Genomic DNA, 21,979 nt, shown 5'->3' with positions numbered 1-21,979 from the left:
TTTTTCATCAAACATTCACCACTAACAATCGTACGGACTACTCATTAGCATTATTTTTAATGACCAAAATCGGATTAATATCAGACACGCACGGATTTCTTGATGAATCAGTTTTTACGCACTTCAAAGACTGTGACGAGATTTGGCATGCTGGCGATATTGGCTCGCTCGAAATCATCGAAAAACTGGAGGTCTTCAAACCAACTCGTTTTGTGTTTGGCAATATTGATGAAAAAGAGATTCAGTGGAAAGTGCCTGAAAATCAAAACTTTACGATTGAAGGGTTTGAAGTTTGGATGACCCACATTGGCGGAAGTCCGCCCAACTATAATCCTGCCGTGAAGAAGCAGTTGAAAATAAAAACGCCCGATATTTTTGTTTGCGGACACTCACATATTTTGAAAGCTATGCGTGACCCTAAGCAAAATAACATGATTTTTCTGAATCCTGGAGCAGCAGGAAAACAAGGTTGGCATAAAATGAAAACTTTGCTTAGATTTACGTTGGACAGCGGAAAAATGTCTAACTTGGAAGTCGTAGAACTTGGCTTGCGAGGAAAATAACACTTGGCCCTCAACACTATGAAAAATTATCAAAAATACATATTTACAATCTTATTTTTGTGCTTTGCGTTTTCGGCTTCTGCTCAGCTTACGCAAGCAAAACGTATTGAATTTGACCGCCGAAACGATGCTGAGGAAGAAAATGTGGTGATACCTCTCAAAGAAAGTGGCGTATTGCTCATGCAGTCGAAAATTGAGCCTTATCGACAAAAATCGACTTACGATTTTTATAGGTATGATAGTACACTTACACAAACTTGGAAGGCTACTTTTGTGCCTGACCCCGATTATGACTTGATAAAAACTTTTAGAAACGAACAATTTATGTACGTTTTGTTTAAGAAAACCGATAAAATTGATATTGGTGTATTGCGTATTGATGTTGAAACAGGCGATAAATCTTATGCAGAAGGAAGTTTGCTAACCAGCATAGATATTGAGCATTTTGTGGTTTTGCAAAGTAAGGCGTTCATTGGTGGAAAATATAATGACCGTCCCGTGGTAGTGATGTTTAGTTTTTTTGATTATACCTCAAAAGTACTTCCAGAAGTTCATAGTAATAACCTTGCAATCAATGAATTAGATGTTGATGAACACGGTAATTTTTTATACTTAATGCTAAAAAATGACCGAAATTGTCAATTCATTGTGAAGAAATATTCTTATGAAGGAAAGTTGATTAAGAGTTTTTCGTTGGGAAATCGTGATACTACACCGATTTCGGGCGAAGTGCTAAACATTGATAAAGAACACCCAATTTTAATGGGTAATTATGCCGATGGTTGTTCACTTTTTGCACTCGGTTTTTATGTTCAGCAGCTAAACGAAGACTCAAAAATTCAGTATATCAATTTTGCTGATTTAGATAACTTTTTCAGCTTCTTAAATGCCAAAAGAGAAGAAAAAATCAAGCGGAAAATCAGAGAAAAAAAGCAAAAAGGAAAAGATGTAAAACTGCGTTATCGTTTATTTCTACACGATATTATTCCAACAAAAGAAGGATGGCTGATGTTGGCAGAAGTTTTTTATCCTGAATATAAATCGACTCCCAATACCGCAGCATGGAGCAATTGGAGAAATTATCGCATCGGAAATGATGTCTATAATAATTTTCGATACTCGCACGCCATCGTTTGTGGCTTCGATAAATCAGGGAAATTGATTTGGGACAATAGTGTTTCGCTGAAAGACATTGAAAGTAGCGAATTAAACGCTAAAGTCCAGATTACACATCATGATGACTTTCATATTTTAGCGTATCCTGATGAAAAGCTTATTCGTACTGCCGTAATTCGAGGCAATCAAAAAGTAAAAAACTTAGAAAATTTTGACCTAAAAGCCAGTTCAGAAGCCGATAGAATTGTTGATGCTGAACGCACAAATTTGGCTGCTTGGTACGGCCAGAGTTTTTTGGCGTATGGTTATCAGAGCGTGAAACGTAATAATGAGCTTATCAATTCGAGTGTTTTTTACATCTCTAAACTGACTTATACTCTGAAGGAAGAAACAAAATAGATTATTGTATGATTTTCGCTTTTTGTTTTTTAGCGAGTTTTTTACCTTTTTCTTTGGGCATTAAATATAAAGCGGTCGAAATCCAATCGGATGCTGTACCGTTTTTGGCAATGATGCTTATTTGATGAGGTTCGGCAAAGCCGATGCCAGTTTTAGGGTCGAGAATATGAGTGTATTTTTTACCATCGATTTCTACAAATTGATAAGCATCACCCGAAGTTGAAATTCCACAGTTTTTTAAGAAATATTTCTCATTATTGATGATAATCTCCCAACCTTTGGGCGAATCAACGGGTGAATTTGAAACAACGATATTTCCACCAGCTTCAATCAAGGCCGATTTTATGCCATTTTCTTTTAAAATCTTCATCATTTCATCTTCGGCAAAACCTTTTCCGATTCCGCCAAAATCAAGCCTCATACCTTTAGTTTCAAGCATCACCGATTGATTTGTGTTGTTGAAAACTATTTTTTCAATACCAATTTTGGTTTTGGCTTCGCTGATTTGAGCAGGCGTAGGTAATTGTTTTTGGCGTTTCATGCGTCGCCAAAGTTGGGTGAGTGGGCCGATTGTTACGTCAAAATTTCTATCTGATAGTTGAGCTGCTTTTACTGATTCTTGCAGAATATTCCATAAATCGAGGCTCACCTTAATGTAGTCGCCACTACCTGCGGTGCGGCATAGCGTATTTACTTCGCTATCTTCTCGATAATCGCTGAGTGTTAGATTCAATTCGTCAAGTCGAATGAAGGCTTTTTGAGTAGCATTTTTGGCCGATAGAGAATCGGTGGTATGAACAACGACTCGAAACATCGTTCCCATTTGTGGGTGTGTAAATTCAAAACGTTTCTGTGCAGATAGTTGCAAAGACAAAAAGAGGAATAGCCCGAAAAAGGTATTCCTCTTTGTTGTATTTCTTGAAAAGAAAATATTCATTATTTCCGTTGTCTGTAAACTAACAACCATCGACTAATTATTTAATCTCAAACAAAGCGTCAGCTAAATTAGTATTTGCTTGAACTTTAGATGCAGTAAGAGCCAATTGAGCCATTCCTAAATCTTGATTCAATTTATGAGCGAATTTTACACCACTTACTTCTTTGTAATCAGAATAATCAGAAGTGATTGTTTGGCTGCCCATTGGAGTTTCGGCTGTAATTACTTGACGGATTTTTAAACCCGAAGCCACATCATAAAATTCTGTCATTTTAACTTCACCCACTGCAACTTCGAGTTTGTGTGCTTCTACATCACCTACTTTTTCTTTGCCGATATAAGTTATTTTCGCTCCGATAGCTGTGTAGTTTGCTTCTGGAACAATGTAAGATTGCATTGCAATTGCTTTTACTTTTTCTGGCTCAGTAATATCTTGCGAACCTTGCATTCCGCCAACTTGTGCTTTTACACCATCACAAACTTGCTTTTGGACTTCACCCATACCAACGATACTTACTGATTGGAGAAATTTATTAGTTGGTTTTTTCTGAATCAAAACTTCCAATGATTGTCCTTGGATTTCGCCAGTCATCGTCATTGAAAAATCCTTTATTTTGGCGATAGCATCGCTGCCACCCACTGCTTTTACATAATTAGCTATTACTTCGTCGGCAGTTTGAGCAAAAGATACAGTGCTTATAAATAAGGCAGCTAATACGATACTAATTTTTTTCATTGTGTTTTCTGATATAGTTAAAGTTTAAAACTGCGACAAAGGTGTAAAACCGCCGAATATATTCCAAATGTTTTTGTGATAATTGGTGTTTTAAGACATTCTTTTGGTCGGAAACAATGGTAATTTTACTGAATGGTGTCAGAAAAGCAAATAAACCCCCGCTCCTGCAAAGTATCCCAGCAGTGCCAAAAGCGAGATACGCTTCAAATACCACAAAAAGTCAATTTTTTCCATACCCATAACTGCAACCCCTGCTGCTGAGCCAATGATTAAAATACTACCGCCCGTGCCTGCACAATAGGCCAAAAACTCCCAAATTCGGTGGTCGGTCGGGAAGCTATTGAGATCATACATTCCCATCGTGGCGGCTACTAATGGAACGTTATCAACAACCGCCGATGCCAAACCAATGATCAGAATTATTAGGTCATGATTTCCGATGGCATCGTTCATGCTTACGGCTAAACTTTGTAAAAGCCCAGTTGATTCTAAACAACTGATGGCCAACAAAATACCCAAGAAAAACAAAATACTGCTCGAATCAATCTTGCTCAAAGCGTGCGAGGCAGTGAAAGGTTTGCGGTCTTCTTCGTCTTTTTTGCTGTGCAAAATTTCGCCCACTACCCAAACAATTCCTAAGCCAAGCATCATGCCCATATAAGGCGGTAAATGAGTGATTGTCTTGAAGATTGGAACAAAAAGTAGTGTTCCGAGTCCGACAAAAAACATAGTGTTACGTTCTTTGGCAGTTGTTTCTATGAAATCGTTTTCTTCAATGGCTTGATTATCAATTGTTTGTCCTCTCATGGTATAACTTAAATACAGGAGTGGAATAATTAACGAAATCAAACTCGGAATAAGCAAACTTTGCATGATATTGGTTGCCGAGATTTGCCCACCAATCCAAAGCATGGTGGTTGTTACGTCTCCAATTGGCGACCACGCACCGCCAGCATTGGCCGCAATGATTACTATTCCTGCAAAAAACTTACGTTGATCGGTATCTGAAATGATTTTTCGGAGTAAAGAAACCATCACGATAGCAGTAGTAAGGTTATCAAGAACTGCCGAAAGAAAAAATGCCAATAAACCGATTGTCCATAGTAAAGTGACAGATTTTTTGCTTGAAATTTGGTCAGTGATAATCTTAAAACCTTGGTGAGCATCAATCAACTCAACGATGGTCATTGCTCCGAGTAAGAAAAACAATATTTCGGCAATGGCTGCTAAATGATGCGAAAGATTTTCTTGAATAGCATGGCTTTCAGTACCGCTCATGGCATAGACCGTCCAACAGATCGTGCCGACGAGTAGGGCAGAAGCCGTTTTGTTGATTTTTATTGGATGCTCAAAAGCGATGGCCAAATAGCCAATAATAAATATAATTGTGATAAGCATAGTGTCTAACAATGATTTGGAACAAAAATACAAATAAATAAAAGGTTTATCAATCTTTTACAAGGAGTCATCAAGCCCCGCAACCATTCATTCAAAAAAATAATTGAGCAGATGAAAGTATTTCTCTATTTTTGCTCAACACTTATTTTATTTCACAAATAAACCAATAGTAAAATGAACAAATTAACCCCTTTTGCAAGATTTCTGATAATGCTTGTAATTCTTGGAGCAATTTTTTTCGGTGGGAAGTATGTCCTCGAAAATACATCATGGGGCAAAAATATGCTTGCTAAAAGCACAACTGAGCAAACCGATACCGAGACAAAAGCACCTGAAGAAAGTCCAGCTTCTGAAGCTTCGAGTTCAGCAAGTTCATCATCAAGTTCGAGCGATACTGAAGCAACTGCTGGCGGTAGTGGAAGTTTCAGCTATGTAGCACCAGAGCCAATTAATGGTAAGTTGAAAGGTGTAGTAGAATTGGGTGCAAGTGGTTTCAATTCATTCATTGTAAGAATTGATAAAGATAAAAACTGGAAACTCGAAAAAGCAGATTTTGGTAATAGTTTAGTAACCGAAAATATGGCAACCGATGAAGATATCCGTGCTGGTTTGAAGCAATATATTGGTAAAATGCTTGATTTTGGTGTGAGCGGTCGTGATATTCACTTTGTGGTGAGTTCGGGTGCAGTAAAAGCTGAAGTTACCCAAAAAATCATCAAAAATCTAAAAGCCTTAAATTATTTTGTAAATACAGTTTCGGCTGAGCAAGAAGGTGCCTTAGCTTTAAAATGTGTGCTACCAAAAGATTTTGAAGAAGAAGCTTTTGTAACTGATATTGGTTCGGGAAATACAAAAATTTCTTGGATTAAAAGTGGCGGAGTTTCGGCGGTTGAAACTTATGGAGCAAAGTATTTTCAAGATGGAACTGATGATGGTAAAGTATATGATGAAGTAAAAGCCAAGTGTGCGGGAATTCCGAGTATGAAACGCAAAACTTGCTTTATTATCGGGGGAGCTCCATTTTCGATGGCAAAACAAGTGAGAAATGGCAAAGAACGTTATACCGTTTTGAAAGCACCAAAAGATTATAAAATGGATGATGCTAAAGGAAAAGCTGGTGTAAATATCTACAAAGCTATCAAAGATGCTACTGGTTGCGAGCAATTTGTGTTCGACTGGGACGCTAACTTTACGATTGGTTTCTTGTTGAATTTACCTTAATCTCATCAATATACATTTAAGTCGAACGACGGCAAGATTCAAAATCTTGCCGTCGTTTTTTATGTCAAAAATTTTTCAAGATTCCCGCAAGTTTTTTCTAATTTCCACATCTAATACTCAATACCTAATCAAAACGCACCTGTTTGGACGAAAAACAACTCATTACTGATTTACAGAAAGGCTCGCAAAGTGCTTTCCGCCACCTCGTTGATTCATTTCAAAACAAGGTGTTTAATACAGTATTGTCAATCGTGCAGAATGCTGAAGAAGCGGAAGATGTATCTCAGGAAGTTTTTATTGAAGTTTTTGAGTCGGTTGTTAAATTTAAAGGAGAAGCAAAACTTTCTACTTGGATTTATCGAATAGCAACAACCAAGGCCTTAGAGCAGCATCGCCGAAAGAAAGCCAGCAAACGCTTTGCATTTCTGACGAGCCTTTTCGGAGAAAATGATGAAATTGTGCATCACCCCGCCGATTTTGAACATCCTGGAGTTGTGTTTGAAAACAAAGAACGAGCAAAAATATTATTTAAACATATTAATCAATTGCCTGATAATCAGAAGGTTGCTTTTACACTCTGTAATGTTGAAGGGCTGAGTTATCAAGAAATTTCGGAGGTAATGCAACTGTCATTGTCATCGGTTGAGTCATTATTATTCAGAGCAAAAACAAATCTCCGAAAAACACTAAAAGAGTATTATGTGAACCAAATCATATAAGAAAATGAAAAATCAAGAAGAAATCGAACGCCAAATAAATGAAACCTTAGGAGTATTAGAAGGAATCGGACGAGCAGAACCTCGACCATTTTTTCAAACACGTCTCGAAGCCCGAATGCAACAACGCTACGCTCCGCTACCAAAGTTTATGGCACGGCCAGCTTTTGTATGGTCGTTTCTCGTTTTGGTTGTTTTGCTGAATGTTGGGGTCTTGATTCGATACAGCCAGAAAACAGTTTCGGAACCACAAAATGCCAATACTTTTGCCAAAGAATACGGCTTGGGAGCATTTGATACTAATTTATAGAGTCATGAAAGAAAACAATAAATATAAGATACTTTGGGTCGCTATTGTTGTGCTTTTGCTGCTCAATGTCGGATTGCTTGTTTGGATATCCTTCTTTTCAAATGGCAATTTAGCACAGCCAAAGCGTTTGTTTTTGGAAACTGAATTGAAGTTTGACGAGAAACAAACAGAGGTTTACCGAAAACTTCGCCACGAACACGCACAGCAAATGCGAGGAATGCGTGAAGAGGTAAAAGCCATGAAAGAAGCGTATTTTAAAGATTTAGCTCAAACAAACTTATCAGAAGATACGTTGCGTGCAAGAGCCGAACGCATGGAAAGTAAAATGGCCGAAGCGGATGTAATTACGTTCCGTCATTTTCAGCAGGTTCGCCAAATGTGTACTCCCGCTCAACAAAAACATTTTGATGAGGTCATTCTCGACCTTATTCGTTCAATCGACCGCCCAGGCCCTCCAAGGGGTGGCCCACACCAAGGAGATCCAGACCGTCCGCCGATGGAAGATATGCCACCACCGCCACCTGAGAGATAAAGATGGTTTGAAATATTGCCGAATTTATTCGGCATAAAATGAAAGAAATTCAATTGTTCCCTTAGCCGCCGAATTTATTCGGTGAAAAAAATAAAAAATACCGCAAGTTTTTAAAAGCAAGTGCATCTAAAACTCAAACACAAAAAACATTGACCAACACAGTATTCTATGGATTGAACTTTACGAGAAAAAACACTTTCACCTTTTCAAAGTTTCACTTTAAAAATCAACTCCAATGAAAAAATCAATCATAGCAATCTGTGTAGTAATGCTTTTGGTTTCGGCTTGTGGAAATGAGTCTGACTTATCGCCAACTACTACAACTGGTTCGACTACCAGCACAACCAATGCAAGCACTTCGCTCGAAATCTTCAAAAAGATTTACGGAGCAACTGAGGTTTATATCGAAGGAAATTACGCCATTATCAAAACCAATGGTTTGCCAGACCATAAAAGCCCATATTACAAGGATACTCAATGGGCAACCGCAAAGTATGAAGCCTATAACGGGACAAATACAAAATTTGCACTAAACCCCAACCGAATTACTTCACAAAGTTTGGTTTTTAAGATTCCGATAAACCCAACAAAAGCAAGTTCTACAAGTGCCACACCACTCGGTCCGATTGGAGTTTCGCTCAATGGTGTGCCGTTTTTTAATCAATATGCAGCTATGAATGCCCCATTAACTAACGAAATTAATGGTTTTGACCAATATAACGGACATCCACAGCAACAAGGGCAATATCACTATCACGTTGAACCAACTTACCTAACTGCTCAAAAAGGTAAAGATGCACTTTTGGGCTTTTTGCTGGATGGATTTCCTGTTTATGGGCCACTTGAAAAAGGCAAAACCGTAACCAATAGCGATTTAGATGGCTATCACGGACACTCGCATGCTACTACCGAATACCCGAACGGTATTTATCATTATCATATTACAGACGCAGACCCTTATCTCAATGGCAATGGTTTCTATGGCACGGCAGGTACTGTATCTAAGTAGTGTTTGGTTATTCTTGGTTGCTTGTCAGCAGGCAATCAAAACTAACCCTCCGCTGATAAAAGTCGAAGCGAATAATGCTGCTTTTTCGCACAATCATGGAGAATTATTGTACGAAAATAAGCCTTTTTTTGGCACTCAATTCTTACTTTTTGCAAATCAAGATACCGCCAAAGTTTCAACTTATATAGCAGGAAAAGAGCAAGGTTGGAGTAAAACTTGGTACGAAAATGGTCGATTAGCCGAAGAACGCTTTTACGGAAAAGGGAAAAAAGAAGGTACGCACCGAGCATGGTGGCCAGATGGAAAACTCCGTTTTGAATATCATTTCAAGAATGACGAACATCATGGCGAACAAAAAGATTGGTTTCCCGATGGAAAACTCGCTGGAGTGTTTCATTACGCAAATGGTCACGAAGAAGGTCAGCAACAAATGTGGTTTGATGATGGCTCGCTCAAAGCCAACTATGTTATAAAAGATGGTCGACGATTTGGCTTACCAGGTGTGAAAAACTGTGTTTCGGTAGTAGAAAACAATACTTTTCGAGCGAAAAAATGAATTTAGATAAAATAAATAGAATTATCTCTTTGAAGCAGATGGGAGGGAGTATGTGTATTCTACTATTGGCTTTGTGTGCTTGCCAACCCAAAGAACAGACTCAAAAAGAAAACTTACCCTACTACAATACGGCCAATTTTACACCAAATTGGTACACCGAAACGCAGCTTGATACATTGAAACTGCATAAAATCTCAGATTTTAGTTTTATTGACCAAGAAGGCAAAAAAGTATCCAACGAAACCGTAAAGGGCAAAATCTATGTGGCGAATTTTTTCTTTACGATTTGCCCAAGCATTTGCCCAAACATGACCCAAAATTTACTGACTGTACATCATATATTCAAAAACGATGCTGATATACTGATGCTTTCGCATTCGGTTATGCCTGCCACTGATACCGTAGCCCAACTAAAAAAATATGCCAATCGCTGGGAAATTGATGCCCAGCGATGGCATTTACTCACTGGCGAAAAAGATAAAATATATGCTTTAGCTCGACAATCGTATTTTGCCGAAAAAGAAATTGGCTTGCAGAAAGACAAAAATGAGTTTCTCCACACCGAAAATGCTTTTTTAATAGATAAAAACGGCTACATTCGTGGGGTTTATAACGCTACATTAGCACTCGATGTCGAAAATTTGGTGAAAGATATTCAAAATTTAAAGGCAGAACTCTAAAAAATCATAACTTTGTTAGTGAAATGGGGTTAATTTCAGACCCTTCAACAAACTAACGCTATATGAAAAAAACTATCCTAACCGCAGCATTTCTTGGCTGCTCAAGCCTTTTTTTACAAGCACAAAACAATTTACTACTCCGTCAGCCAGCTATCAATAAAGATGGCTCAACAGTAGCATTTTCGTTTCAAGGCGATATTTGGACTGTCCCAAGTTCGGGTGGAAAGGCTGCTCGCCTGACCATCCACGAAGCTTATGAAGGCAATCCTGTTTTTAGTCCAGATGGCAGTCAGATTGCTTTTTCTGGAGCAAGATTTGGCAATAACGATATTTTTGTGATGCCAACCGAAGGAGGAATGCCCAAGCGTTTGACTTATCATTCTGGCTCTGATAATATTTCAAGCTGGACTCACGCCGATAAAATTTTATTTTCTACTAACCGAGAATTTAAGCAAATCGAACGCCCGAGTGAGGTTTATTCGATCAGTCCAAAAGGAGGAACAGAATCCCGTTTTTTAGATGCTGTTGGCTTTGACCCGATTCTTTCGCCAGATGGGCGTTTCGTGGCTTTTGTGCGTGGCGATATTAACCCAGTTGCTCGTCAAGATTACAAAGGAAGTTCTGACCGTGATCTTTGGTTATATGATACCAAAAACAAAACTTATCAACAACTCCCAAGTTTTGAAACCAACGATGTTTTGCCACAATGGGGCGGAAATAATACACTTTATTTTTTGAGTAGTATTGACGGTGCGTACAATATTTACCGCCTAAAAATGGATGCCAATGGCAAAGCAGCCGAAAAAGCTGAAAAATTGACCAATTTTAAAGATGAATCAATTCGTGCGTTTAGCGTTTCTGCTGATGGTAATTCAATAGTTTTCGAGAAAGACATGAATCTTTATACCATGAAAACTTCGGGTGGTTCGGCTCAAAAACTAAATGTTCAAATAAGTGCCGATGACCGTTTGGATGCCACCGAGCAAAAAACATTTACCACAGGAGCGAGCCAATACGCTGTTTCTCCTAATGGCAAACTATTGGCTTATTCGATTCGTGGTGAGGTTTTTGTGAAAGAAGCCGATAAAGAAAAATCAAGAAGTATCAATGTTTCGGAACATGGTTTTCGTGATGTTGAACCAACTTGGTTGAATGATTCAACGCTACTTTTTACAAGCGACCGTGCCAATGGAAATTTCGATATTTACATGGTTCGCTCGGCCGATACTACGCAACGCAATATTTTCAAATCTTTGAAGCACGAACTTACGCAAATAACCAAAACTCCCACCGATGAAAATACTTTAAGTGTGTCGTCTGATGGTAAAAAGATTGCTTATGTGCGTGGAAGAGGCACTTTTGTAGTAGCGGATATTTCGGCAGATGGAAAATTATCAAACGAAAAAATCTTGAATGATAGCTGGGCATCGCCGAGCAGTATCGTTTGGAGTCCTGATAATAAATGGCTGGCTTACTCACTCGAAGATTTGTATTTCAACGAAGAAGTTTTCATTCATGCGGCCGATAATTCGTCAAAACCTGTTAATGTTTCGATGCACCCAAGAGGTGATGGTCGTCCGTTTTGGAGTGCCGATGGCTCGAAATTAGGTTTTATTTCTGAGCGAAGTGTGGGTCGTAGTGGTGATGTTTGGTTTGTATGGCTTAAAAAAGAAGATGGGGAAAAAGAAACCCAAGATTGGCAAGAGCGTGAAACGCCAGCTGAAGCCGCTCCCGCAAAACCAAGCGATAAAAAAGATAAAACTCCAAAGTCAATCAAAATTGATTTCGATAAAATCTATGAGCGTGTGGTGCAAGTAACCAACTTCCCAGGCGATGAAAGTGACCTTGTAATATCGAAAGATGGTGATACTTTTTATTATACCACCACCAGTAGTAATGCCAAAGGCAGAGATTTGTTCAGCATCAAATGGGACGGAAAAGATTTGAAGGAAATCACGAAGGGCGGAGCAAATCCGAATGGCGTTTCTATGGACAAAGATGGAAAATACTTGTATTTTACCAAACAAGGGGCTTTGGGCAGAATTGATACAAAAACAAGTGCATCGGAAAACCTACCTTTTGTTTCAAAAATGAAAGTTGATTATACCGCCGAGCGTACACAGGTTTTTGAAGAAGCATGGCGTACCATCCGTGATGGTTTCTACGACCCTAAATTTCACGGAAACGACTGGGTAAAACTCCATGACAAATACAAAGAGCGTTGCGTAAATGCCAGCACTGGAAATGATTTTAGAGATATGTTTAACCTGCTTTTGGGCGAACTCAACTCAAGCCACATGGGGCTTACTGTAACTGACCGTGCCGAAACTCAACGTGAAGCAACTGGATTGCTGGGTGCAGAAATTATGCCTGTGAATGGTGGTGTGAAAATCAATCATATTGTACCAGAAACTCCAGCCGATAAAGAAAAAAGCAAACTCAACGAGGGTGATGTAATTGTGGCAGTAAATGGTGAAAATGTAAGTGAAACTGCCAACTTTCATGGTTTATTGAATGGTTTAGTCAATGAAAAAGTATTATTGACTGTAAAAGCTGCTGATGGAAAAACTCGTGAAGTTGCTATCAGATTGACTGCCAGCATTTCAAATAATTTGTATGAAGAATGGGTAGAAAATCGCAAGAAATTAGTAGAAAAATATTCAAACGGACGTTTGGGCTATATTCATATCAAAGGTATGGATTTTCCGAGTTTTGAAGTAGTTGAGCGTGAATTTACAGCAGCAGGCTACGGAAAAGAAGGATTATTGATTGATGTGCGTTATAATGGTGGAGGCTCAACAACCGATTATTTGATGACGATGCTCAATTATAAACAACACGCCTATACGATTCCGAGAGGGGCGAGCAATGATTTGGAAAAAGATAAATTGAAGTTTAAAGATTATTATCCAACTGGCGAACGCTTGGTTTATGCCGCTTGGACAAAACCTTCGATTGCACTATGTAATGAAGGAAGTTACTCAAATGCAGAAATCTTCTCGCACGCGTACAAAACACTCGGAATTGGTAAATTGGTGGGCGTTCCAACCAATGGTTCGGTAATTTCGACAGGTGGAAAAGCCTTAATGGATGGTTCGTTTGTACGTTTACCTTTCCGTGGATGGTTCACAAAAGCTACTGATAAAAATCAAGAACTCGGGCCAGCCGTACCTGATATTATCGTAGAAAACCAACCAGATTGGATTTCAAAAGGCACTGACGACCAACTCAAAACAGCAGTTGAAGTACTTTTGAAAGAAATTGATGCTAAGAAGTAAAGACTGAAAATAGTATTTTAACGTCGGCAAGGCCTAAGCCTTACCGACGTTTTTTTGTTATCTCACTTGCGAAAAAGAGGTAGAAAGTTGTTCTGTTTTTGGCAGCACGCTATACCTAAGGCATTTCCCTGAATTTGCAAATGCGAGTAAAAAATTTTGATTTTTAAAGAATAGACATTTACGAGTATCATTTGTTAGATTTAAACCACTTATTTCAAAAGCCAGAGCCTTGAAATTCCCTTTTCCATCACCCAATAATGTCACACCTCTCGACGCATCTTGTCGGCCTTGATGAGCTTCATTTGGAAAAAAATTGCCAGCTAAAAGCAAATCTACTTTGCCATCAGCATTAAAATCTTCAATAATTATCGAAAAAATAGGTGACTGTTGGGCTTGCCACGGAAGCTTTATTAGTTGAAAACTGTCTTTCCCATCATTAATTGCCACACAAGACGACAATTCATAAGCTTCCTTTCTGATTGCTCCATTTTTATCATTTTCTGAAAATAAATCTTCTAAAAGTACCGTAGAAAAATCTTTGTAAGTTGTGTATTTTTTACGGAAAGCATTGATTTGCAAATTCAAATTTTCTCTCGGATGCACCGGAACTAATTCATTATTGATGTACTGCCCCAATATTGGGTCAATTCGGCCATTTCCATCGAAATCTTTTGCCAGAAGCACTACTGGTTTTTCTGTATTTGCTTTGTAAAAAGAGTTTTTCCCTTCATTACCAAGCACTAAATCAGGCAATCCATCATTATTTAGGTCAGCAGCTTCAACTGTATTCCACCAGCCTTCGGTGTGTTGTTTTTGTTGAAGGGTCAGCTTTCCATGATTATTTTTAAGAATCGTCAGTGGCATCCATTCACCAACAAGCACTAATTCTTTAAAATTATCTTTATCTATATCAATCGCTACCGCACCGCAAACCATGCCGAGATTCGATAAAAATGGTGCAGTTTGAGCTGTAACATCAACAAATTTCCCATTATCATTTCTAAGTATATGGCTCTTGGGGCTTGTCGGGTATTGGTTAGGTATCATTCGTCCACCAATAAAAATATCGAGGTCATTGTCATTATCAAAATCAAAAGTTTCAATAACTTGACTACTAACATTGAGCTTGGGTAAATCATCAGTAAACGAAAATTTGCCTTTCCCATCATTTTTCCAGAGTTGTGGCTGAAATGCTTCAGAAATATCAAGCGGTCTTTCGCATCCGCCTCCTGACAAAATCAAGTCTTGATCGCCGTCTTTATCGGCATCAAAAAACTGGATAGCTCCTACTTCCATACTTTTACTGGTTGGAATTTCCATGATTTTCTGAAATCCACCTTGTTTTGTTTGGATAAAAATCTGCGTTTCATTGCCCATATACGCTCCGCCTACGGCCATGTCTTCTAAACCATCTCCATTTATATCGGCTTTTGCTACAACTGGCCCAAACCTCGAAAGCATTTTGTGTAATGTTGCTGATTCGTTGAAATCATTAAAACTTGACTCTTGATGTTCGTATTCAAATGAGTCATTTACAAGCTGAAAAAGTGGTTTTGTTGTAAGTTTTTGCTTCGGACTCTGTTGGGCTTCTGAGTATTTTAAAGTGAGATTTTTGGTCGAACTATTAATATTATATTTCTTCTGACTCTTACCATCAGGCCAAATAACAACCAATGAATCAATTTTCTGAGTTTTTCCTACTCCTATTAAAATACTTTTTGGCATCGAAGAAAGGTATCCTCTAACGGGGAAGTTTTCAAAAAATAATTGTTCGCCACCAATCCAAGCTGAAATTTTTGCACCAATTCCTGAAATATTATTCTTATCACCTTCAAATTGTACCTTTAAACTTTTATTTTGTGTTTGTTTTTCAGCATTATTTTTAAAAATAGATGCTTCACTATCAATATTATTCACAATTAAATCAAGGTCTCCATCATTATCAAGGTCGGCAAAGGCCGAACCATTTGCGTATGAAAGTTCATCTAATCCCCAGATTTCAGAAACATTTTCAAAATCAAGGTTATTTTTATTACGATAAGCATAATTTTTTAGTTGAATTTCGGGTACTTTTTCAAGTAGTTTTAATCGGTTTTCAGCTCTCGCTTTGTCAGAGCCAAACATATTTTGGTTTTGATAATAGCTTATAAAGTCAAGGTCTGTTACATTTTTTCTATAACCATTTGAAATAAAAATGTCTTTTAATTGATCATTATCAAGGTCGCAAAGGAGTGTACTCCAACTCCAATCAGTTCGAGCTACGCCTGCCAATAGTCCATTTTCACTAAATTGCGGAACTCCATCACTATTTCCTAAATTAACTTGCAGCATATTTCGCATATATTGAAGTTGATAGTTGTAAGGGAGCTTGATACTCATTTCCTTTTTGTCATAATCATGTTTACCGAGCATCTGTTTTTGTCGAGCATTATCTTCGGGCAACATATCAAGCTGAAAAATATCAACTTTTCCATCTTGGTTTATATCAGCTGCATCAACTCCCATACCCGACATAGCAGTATGTGGCATTGCATTTTTTGTAATGTTTCTGAAAGTGCCATTGCCATTGTTTAGATAGAGGACATCCGAACTTAAAAAATCGTTTGAGCAATAAATATCGGGCAGATGATCATTATTGTAGTCGGAAACCACTACGCCAAGCCCCAAACCTTCGTAAAAAATACCTGCTTCTTTTGATACATCTTTATAAACAGGATGCCCATCGGCGATGCTATAATTTTGGAAAAGTTTACTTGTTGAAGGGTGTGTGCCGTCGTCTTGAGTTGGACGTAGATAACTCGGATTTTGTGTATCGGGCGAAGTATTCAGCAGAAAAACATCAAGGTCGCCATCGGTATCATAATCAAAAAAGACTGATTGCGTTGTATATCCATCATAGTCAAGTCCATAAGCAGCGGCTTCTTCTTTAAAAGTAGGGATTTTAGTTTTTTGATTAATAAATAATAGATTGCGAGTTACCTTCATAGTTGGATGAAACGCCACCGAAACATAAATATCATCCCAACCATCGTTGTTGATATCTACCACCGAAACACCATTGCACCAACGGTTAGTCGTTAGTCCTGCCGACTTCGTAACTTTCTCAAATTTTAATTCACCCGATTTCGTATCGCTTCTATTTAGATAAAGCTCACAGCTTATCTGATTACCCGTAAAAAATATATCTTCGAGCCCATCATTATTAAAATCACCGATTCCGACCCCGCCTCCGTTGTAGAAGTTTGTAAATGTAAACGCATTTAGTTCATCACTGGCTTTGAGTGAGTTTACAAAGTCAATGTTTGTAGTTGAGCTTGAAGTTCTCTCAAACAGTTTAGCTGAATTTTGCTTGCATCCCGCTAATACCAATAAGAAAATTGAGATAGATAGAATTAATTTCATGATTTTTAAATTGTAATCAACGGTGATTTTAATTAATTATTTCGAGATATAAAACAATTTATGTCAAAATAGTACCAATTAGTAAAAAAAAAGTAACATTTCCTTTTTTTGAATTATATTATGTGTACTTTTGACACGTATTTATATGTGTACAAATGACACATAAATCATTTCGGCACAATATTACAAATTCTAACATTATAAAATCAACTTTCTCAAAATGAAAAAAAACAATTACAATCCCATCCATTATCAAGAGAATTCTCAATGGTCGAGAAATCTATTACTGGTTTTAGCATTGTCTCTGTTTTCATTCGGAACATTGATGGCTCAGGTCAGAGGTGTGGTCAAGAATGAAAACGGTGAAGCATTTCAAGGCGTAAACGTAACCATCAAAGGTGCAAACAAAGGTACAATCACTGATGCATCTGGTCGATTCGAACTGGCGGCAACGCAAGAAAATACGTTAGTATTTAGCTTTTTAGGTTATAAGCCTACTGAAAGAAAAGTTGGTAATCAAAGAGAAATTAATGTTTCTTTAGAAGTTGACGAAAGTCTAATGGAAGAAGTTGTAGTGGTTGGATACGGTACACAAAAGAAAACCTCATTGACAGGTGCAGTATCTTCAATTACTAACAAAGATTTAGTTACACAACCAGTTATCAGTGCCACACAAGCCATGCAAGGTCGAGTAGCTGGTGTTCAAGTTGTAAACAGCAGTAGCCCAGGAACCGAGCCTCAGGTACGTGTGAGGGGTATTAGTTCGATTAGTATTAGTTCTGATCCATTATATGTAATTGATGGTATACCTGGTGGTGCACTTAATACTATAGCTCCCAATGACATAGAGTCTATAGAGGTATTGAAAGATGCCAGTGCTGCTGCTATCTATGGTTCAAGAGCCTCAAATGGTGTAATTTTAATTACTACCAAAAAAGGTAAATCAGGTAAATTGAATATCACTTTGGATTCGTATGTAGGTACACAACAAGCTTGGAAAAAGTTAGACCTTCTCAAAGCTGCTGATTTTATTAATTATGGTAAAGCAATGGCTGCATCAGCTGCCACTCCTATCTCAATTCCACGTTTTTCTAATTTGGACCAACCTGTGTATGCGGGTGCTACAAAAACTTTCGCCCAAACAGATAATGACTGGCAAGATATTATGTTCCAAAATGCTCCTATCAACAATACTCAGTTAGGTCTTTCTGGCGGTACAGATAAATCTAAGTTTTATTTATCATTGGGTAGTTTTAATCAAGAAGGGATAATTCCTTATACTGAATATAGACGTAAAAGCATTCGTTTAAACACAGACCATACCCTTAATAAATTTATTTCTGTTGGTCAAACTTTAATGTTTACAAATGATAGCCGTATTGGTGAAGGCCAAGTAGGTGGTAGAAGCTTAATAATGAACATTATACGTATGTCTCCTATTCATCCAACGGAAGACCCTACAAAGTTAGGTGGTTATAGTTCTCCATCCAATTCATTTGATGGTACTGACCCTGTTAACCCATTGAGTATTACTAATATAGTTCAAAAAAATGCAAATAACAATACTTATAAATTGTTAGGTTCTATATTTACTGATGTTAAATTAACTAATTGGTTGAAGTATAGATTTAGCTTAGGTGTTGATTACTCCAGTAATATAGCCAGAACTTTCACCCCAATTTATTTTGACGGAAATAATGGTAATCCAAATACTGCTACAATAGCTCAACAAAGAGGAAAATATTTTTCATCAGTTATTACTAATCAGTTGACTTTTGACAAAACATTTGATAAGCACTATATAAATGCTACAGCAGTTGCTGAAAAGCAAGACGCTGAGTTTAGTGGTATTAATCTTTCTGGCCAACGCCCCGACAATAATATTCAAGAAATACAGGGTGCTGCCAATCTTGCAGGCACAACCAACACTACTGCCAACAGCTTGATATCATATATTGGTCGTTTGAACTATGAGTTTGGTGGTAAATATTTATTGAGTGGCTCTGTACGTCGTGATGGTTCATCAAAATTTGCACCAGGTAATAAATGGGGTACTTTCCCATCGGTATCTGCTGGTTGGAGAATCAGCGAAGAGTCTTTCATGAAGGACTTGAAAGCAATATCTGAGTTAAAACTTAGAGCAAGCTATGGTGTAACAGGTAATAACTCATTGGGTGATTATGCATGGCAGCCATTGATTCAAGCCAACAATACCAATTATTCATTTGGTAATGGTACTCAATTAGGTTCATACTTTAATGGTTTAGGTAACACAGGTTTGAGATGGGAAGAAACTATCACTAAGAATATAGGTGTTGACCTTTCATTGTTTAACAATAAAGTTACCTTCACAACAGAGTTATTTGAACGTAAAACTGATGGTCTATTGTTGTCTGTTCCACTTCCTCAATCATTGGGTTACTCAAATAGTCCATTGGCCAACGTAGGTAGTTTACAAAACCGAGGTATCGAAATATCACTTGGCTACCGCCTTGACGCAGGTGATTTGAAATCAACTATCTCAGGTTCATTCGATTTAATCAGAAACAAAGTACTAAGTTTGGCAACACCAAATGCTACTATTAATGGTGGTGGCGGACAAGATTTTGGTGGTGATTCTTGGCGTACAGAGGCTGGTCAGGCATTCCGTTCATTCTATGGCTGGCAAGTTGCTGGTATATTCCAAAGTGCAGACGAAATTGCTGCAGCCAATGGTTCAGATGGTGATACAAAAACACCTTATCAATTTGAATTTACAAAACCTGGCGATATCAAATTTAAGGATCTAAATGGTGATGGTAAAATTGATGCGAATGATAGAACCTATTTAGGAAGTTATTTACCTAAATTCAACTATGGTTTAAATTATGGTGGTACATACAAAAACTTTGATTTCCAAGTGTTCTTCCAAGGTGTATATGGTAACAAAATATTTAACGGAACTAAATATTTAGGTCAAGGTATGTTGAGATTCTTTAATGCGACCACTGATGTACTCGATGCATGGACTCCTACTAATACAGATACTGATGTACCACGTATTGCTACTGGTGACCCTAACCAAAATGCCAGAATTTCTGACAGATTTATAGTAGATGGTTCTTATTTAAGACTTAAAAACCTTTCTATAGGCTATACTTTGCCATCTAATAAATTGTCAAAAATAACAAACAATATACTAACTAAAGCTCGTATATACGTTACCAGTCAAAATTTACTTACAATTACTAAGTACACTGGTTATGATCCTGAAATCAATAATGGTATTGATACTGGTAATTTTCCTCAGGCTCGTACTTTGACTGTAGGTATAAATCTTGGTTTGAATTAATAAAAATTTTAAAATGAAGACAATGAAAAAAATATTAATGTTAACGGGAGTGATTGGACTCTCTACTATATTAAGCTGTAACGAAAAAGATTTGGAAAAAGTAAATCCAAACGGGGTTACGTTTGAAACATATTTCACTAATGATGCTGAACTTGTAGCAGGAGTTAATTCAGCGTATGCCTTATTACAAGGCTTTGGTCTTGGTGCGAGAGAGTGGTTTTTTGTCCATGACCTCCGTGGCGATGAAATGGCAACAGGTGGAGCACAACTCGAAGCACCTCGCAGTCAATTGCTTATAGGTTCAAATGCTCCTAACAATTCTGTTGCATCGGATGTGTACACAGGTTGGTTTAGAGTTATACATAGAGCTAATGTGGTTTTAGAAAGTTCGGCCAAAACAAATGCTACTTTTTCCAGTGCTATAAAAACACGAGTAGCTGGTGAGGCTAAATTTTTGCGTGCTCTGGCTTACTTTGAGTTAGGAACACTTTGGGGTGGCGTACCTATAAATAACGAATATGTAAAATCTGTTGAAGGTTCAAAAGGAAGAGCTACTATACAAGAAGTATATAAATTAGTGGTGGATGATCTTAAGGCAGCAGAGGCCGCTTTGCCAGATAGCTACCCAGCCAGCGAGGCTGGTAGAGCTACCAAAGCTGCAGCTCAGACATTGTTAGCTCGTACTTATTTACAGCAAGGCGACTATGCAAGTGCAAAAACTGAGTTAGAAAAAGTGGTAAATTCTGGAAAATATAGAATAATAGATAATTATCTTGACCTTACCAACGAAGAAGGAGAGTTTAATGCTGAGTCAATATTTGAAATAGTATTCTCTAATTCAAACGGAGCCTTCAATTGGAGTGGACCGGATGGTGACGGTAATAGCTTGCAAGAAGAGTCAATTCGCTCTCAAGAGTATTCTCCTATTGGTTGGGGAAACTTAGTGCCTTCAGCTAAAATGGCAGCTGCCTACGAGCGTGTTTCTAAAGGAGATGCTAAAAACGACCCACGCTTTGATATGTCATTCTGGAAGAAAGGTGATAGCTTTAATAGCGGTAAAGATGTAATGGGTGAAATAGGACCTGGTAGCCCAGTAAAAGTAGATGGAGCAGACACTAAATTAGCTTGGAGAAAATATTCTTTACTTTATAAATCAAACTCTGGTTTTGCCACCAGCGGTATCAATATGCGTGTGATGCGTTATGCTGATGTGCTTTTAATGCTTGCTGAATGTGAAAACGAACTCGGAAACTCAGCCAGAGCCATCACATTAATGAACCAAGTAAGAGCAAGAAAATCGGTTGATATGCCTCCGTACCCAACTAAAAACTACCCTTGTAGCAATAAAGCTGAAGTTTTTGCAGCTGTGCAACATGAGCGTATGGTCGAATTAGCCGCTGAGCAGGTGCGTAATTTTGATATTTTGAGATGGAGAAAAAATAAAAAACAAACCAGTGAGCCTATATCTTATTTTACGGCTAACAAGTTTGAGCTTTTACCTCTACCTCAGTCTGAAATTGACAATAATCCAAGTATTGATAATAAGGACCAAAACCCTGGTTATTAATGAGTTGACTTTAGAACAGACAGCATTTTGCTGTCTGTTCTATTATTTTCAAAAGCACCATTTAATTCAGTCTTTTTCAATAATTTGTTTCTGGAAATAACTATTATTATTACCCAAAACCTTGAAACTTATTAATCAAAACTCTCAGGTTAGAAATACAAAATAAAATCTTTTTTTCTTACAATTAATTTGGCTTAATTTATAATTAAATTATATTTGTGTTAATTT

16 protein-coding genes are annotated in these 21,979 nt (G+C 37.7%); 12 read left to right on the top strand and 4 right to left on the bottom strand.

The features are described from left to right. Nucleotides 1-59 precede the first annotated feature (59 nt). Together ABR854_RS13155 and ABR854_RS13150 are read left to right on the top strand one after the other, a co-directional pair. Complete coding sequence (locus ABR854_RS13155; protein ID WP_350265864.1) at nucleotides 60-563, top strand: metallophosphoesterase family protein; 504 nt, start codon at nucleotides 60-62, stop codon at nucleotides 561-563. A gap of 18 nt (nucleotides 564-581) precedes the next feature. Next, nucleotides 582-2,078 (top strand): hypothetical protein, encoded by a 1,497-nt coding sequence (locus ABR854_RS13150; RefSeq protein ID WP_350265863.1) that lies wholly within the window; start codon nucleotides 582-584, stop codon nucleotides 2,076-2,078. Between the two features lies 1 nt (nucleotide 2,079). Here the strand turns inward: ABR854_RS13150 and ABR854_RS13145 are convergent, their stop codons facing one another. The 3 genes from ABR854_RS13145 to nhaD form a co-directional block, all read right to left on the bottom strand. Beyond that, nucleotides 2,080-2,946, bottom strand: coding sequence for an FAD:protein FMN transferase (locus tag ABR854_RS13145; RefSeq protein WP_350265862.1), 867 nt, complete (start codon nucleotides 2,944-2,946; stop codon nucleotides 2,080-2,082). Between the two features lie 106 nt (nucleotides 2,947-3,052). After that, nucleotides 3,053-3,751, bottom strand: coding sequence for a hypothetical protein (locus tag ABR854_RS13140; RefSeq protein WP_350265861.1), 699 nt, complete (start codon nucleotides 3,749-3,751; stop codon nucleotides 3,053-3,055). Nucleotides 3,752-3,889: 138 nt separating this feature from the next. After that, complete coding sequence (gene nhaD / locus ABR854_RS13135; protein WP_350265860.1) at nucleotides 3,890-5,149, bottom strand: sodium:proton antiporter NhaD; 1,260 nt, start codon at nucleotides 5,147-5,149, stop codon at nucleotides 3,890-3,892. A gap of 174 nt (nucleotides 5,150-5,323) precedes the next feature. On the opposite strand from nhaD, the gene ABR854_RS13130 reads away from it, so the two are divergent. From ABR854_RS13130 to ABR854_RS13095, 8 genes are all read left to right on the top strand, one after another. After that, on the top strand, nucleotides 5,324-6,370 hold the full coding sequence (locus ABR854_RS13130) for a hypothetical protein (RefSeq protein ID WP_350265859.1): 1,047 nt from the start codon (nucleotides 5,324-5,326) through the stop codon (nucleotides 6,368-6,370). Nucleotides 6,371-6,513: 143 nt separating this feature from the next. After that, a complete protein-coding gene (locus ABR854_RS13125; RefSeq protein ID WP_350265858.1) occupies nucleotides 6,514-7,089 on the top strand; it encodes an RNA polymerase sigma factor in 576 nt (191 codons plus the stop codon). Between the two features lie 4 nt (nucleotides 7,090-7,093). Then, on the top strand, nucleotides 7,094-7,396 hold the full coding sequence (locus ABR854_RS13120) for a hypothetical protein (protein ID WP_350265857.1): 303 nt from the start codon (nucleotides 7,094-7,096) through the stop codon (nucleotides 7,394-7,396). A gap of 4 nt (nucleotides 7,397-7,400) precedes the next feature. After that, nucleotides 7,401-7,928: a Spy/CpxP family protein refolding chaperone gene (locus ABR854_RS13115; RefSeq protein ID WP_350265856.1), complete on the top strand. Its 528-nt coding sequence runs from the start codon at nucleotides 7,401-7,403 to the stop codon at nucleotides 7,926-7,928. Between the two features lie 235 nt (nucleotides 7,929-8,163). Beyond that, nucleotides 8,164-8,937 (top strand): YHYH protein, encoded by a 774-nt coding sequence (locus ABR854_RS13110; protein ID WP_350265855.1) that lies wholly within the window; start codon nucleotides 8,164-8,166, stop codon nucleotides 8,935-8,937. Beyond that, on the top strand, nucleotides 8,909-9,493 hold the full coding sequence (locus ABR854_RS13105; RefSeq protein ID WP_350265854.1) for a toxin-antitoxin system YwqK family antitoxin: 585 nt from the start codon (nucleotides 8,909-8,911) through the stop codon (nucleotides 9,491-9,493). The genes ABR854_RS13110 and ABR854_RS13105 overlap by 29 nt, the downstream gene beginning before the upstream one ends. After that, nucleotides 9,490-10,173 (top strand): SCO family protein, encoded by a 684-nt coding sequence (locus ABR854_RS13100; protein ID WP_350265853.1) that lies wholly within the window; start codon nucleotides 9,490-9,492, stop codon nucleotides 10,171-10,173. Before ABR854_RS13105 ends, ABR854_RS13100 begins: the two co-directional genes overlap by 4 nt. 62 nt (nucleotides 10,174-10,235) lie before the next feature. After that, nucleotides 10,236-13,451, top strand: coding sequence for a S41 family peptidase (locus tag ABR854_RS13095; RefSeq protein ID WP_350265852.1), 3,216 nt, complete (start codon nucleotides 10,236-10,238; stop codon nucleotides 13,449-13,451). A gap of 57 nt (nucleotides 13,452-13,508) precedes the next feature. Here ABR854_RS13095 and ABR854_RS13090 read toward each other — a convergent pair whose 3' ends face one another. Next, nucleotides 13,509-16,853, bottom strand: a complete 3,345-nt coding sequence (locus ABR854_RS13090; RefSeq protein ID WP_350265851.1) for a VCBS repeat-containing protein — start codon at nucleotides 16,851-16,853, stop codon at nucleotides 13,509-13,511. 220 nt (nucleotides 16,854-17,073) lie between these two features. On the opposite strand from ABR854_RS13090, the gene ABR854_RS13085 reads away from it, so the two are divergent. Together ABR854_RS13085 and ABR854_RS13080 are read left to right on the top strand one after the other, a co-directional pair. Then, nucleotides 17,074-20,184: a SusC/RagA family TonB-linked outer membrane protein gene (locus ABR854_RS13085; protein ID WP_350265850.1), complete on the top strand. Its 3,111-nt coding sequence runs from the start codon at nucleotides 17,074-17,076 to the stop codon at nucleotides 20,182-20,184. A gap of 22 nt (nucleotides 20,185-20,206) precedes the next feature. Then, on the top strand, nucleotides 20,207-21,751 hold the full coding sequence (locus ABR854_RS13080) for a RagB/SusD family nutrient uptake outer membrane protein (protein ID WP_350265849.1): 1,545 nt from the start codon (nucleotides 20,207-20,209) through the stop codon (nucleotides 21,749-21,751). Nucleotides 21,752-21,979 lie beyond the last annotated feature (228 nt).

This window comes from Emticicia sp. W12TSBA100-4 (assembly GCF_040253585.1).
Taxonomy (GTDB): Bacteria; Bacteroidota; Bacteroidia; order Cytophagales; family Spirosomataceae; genus Emticicia.
Note: the sequence above shows the minus strand (reverse complement) of the source record. Positions and strands in the feature narration are given on the sequence as shown.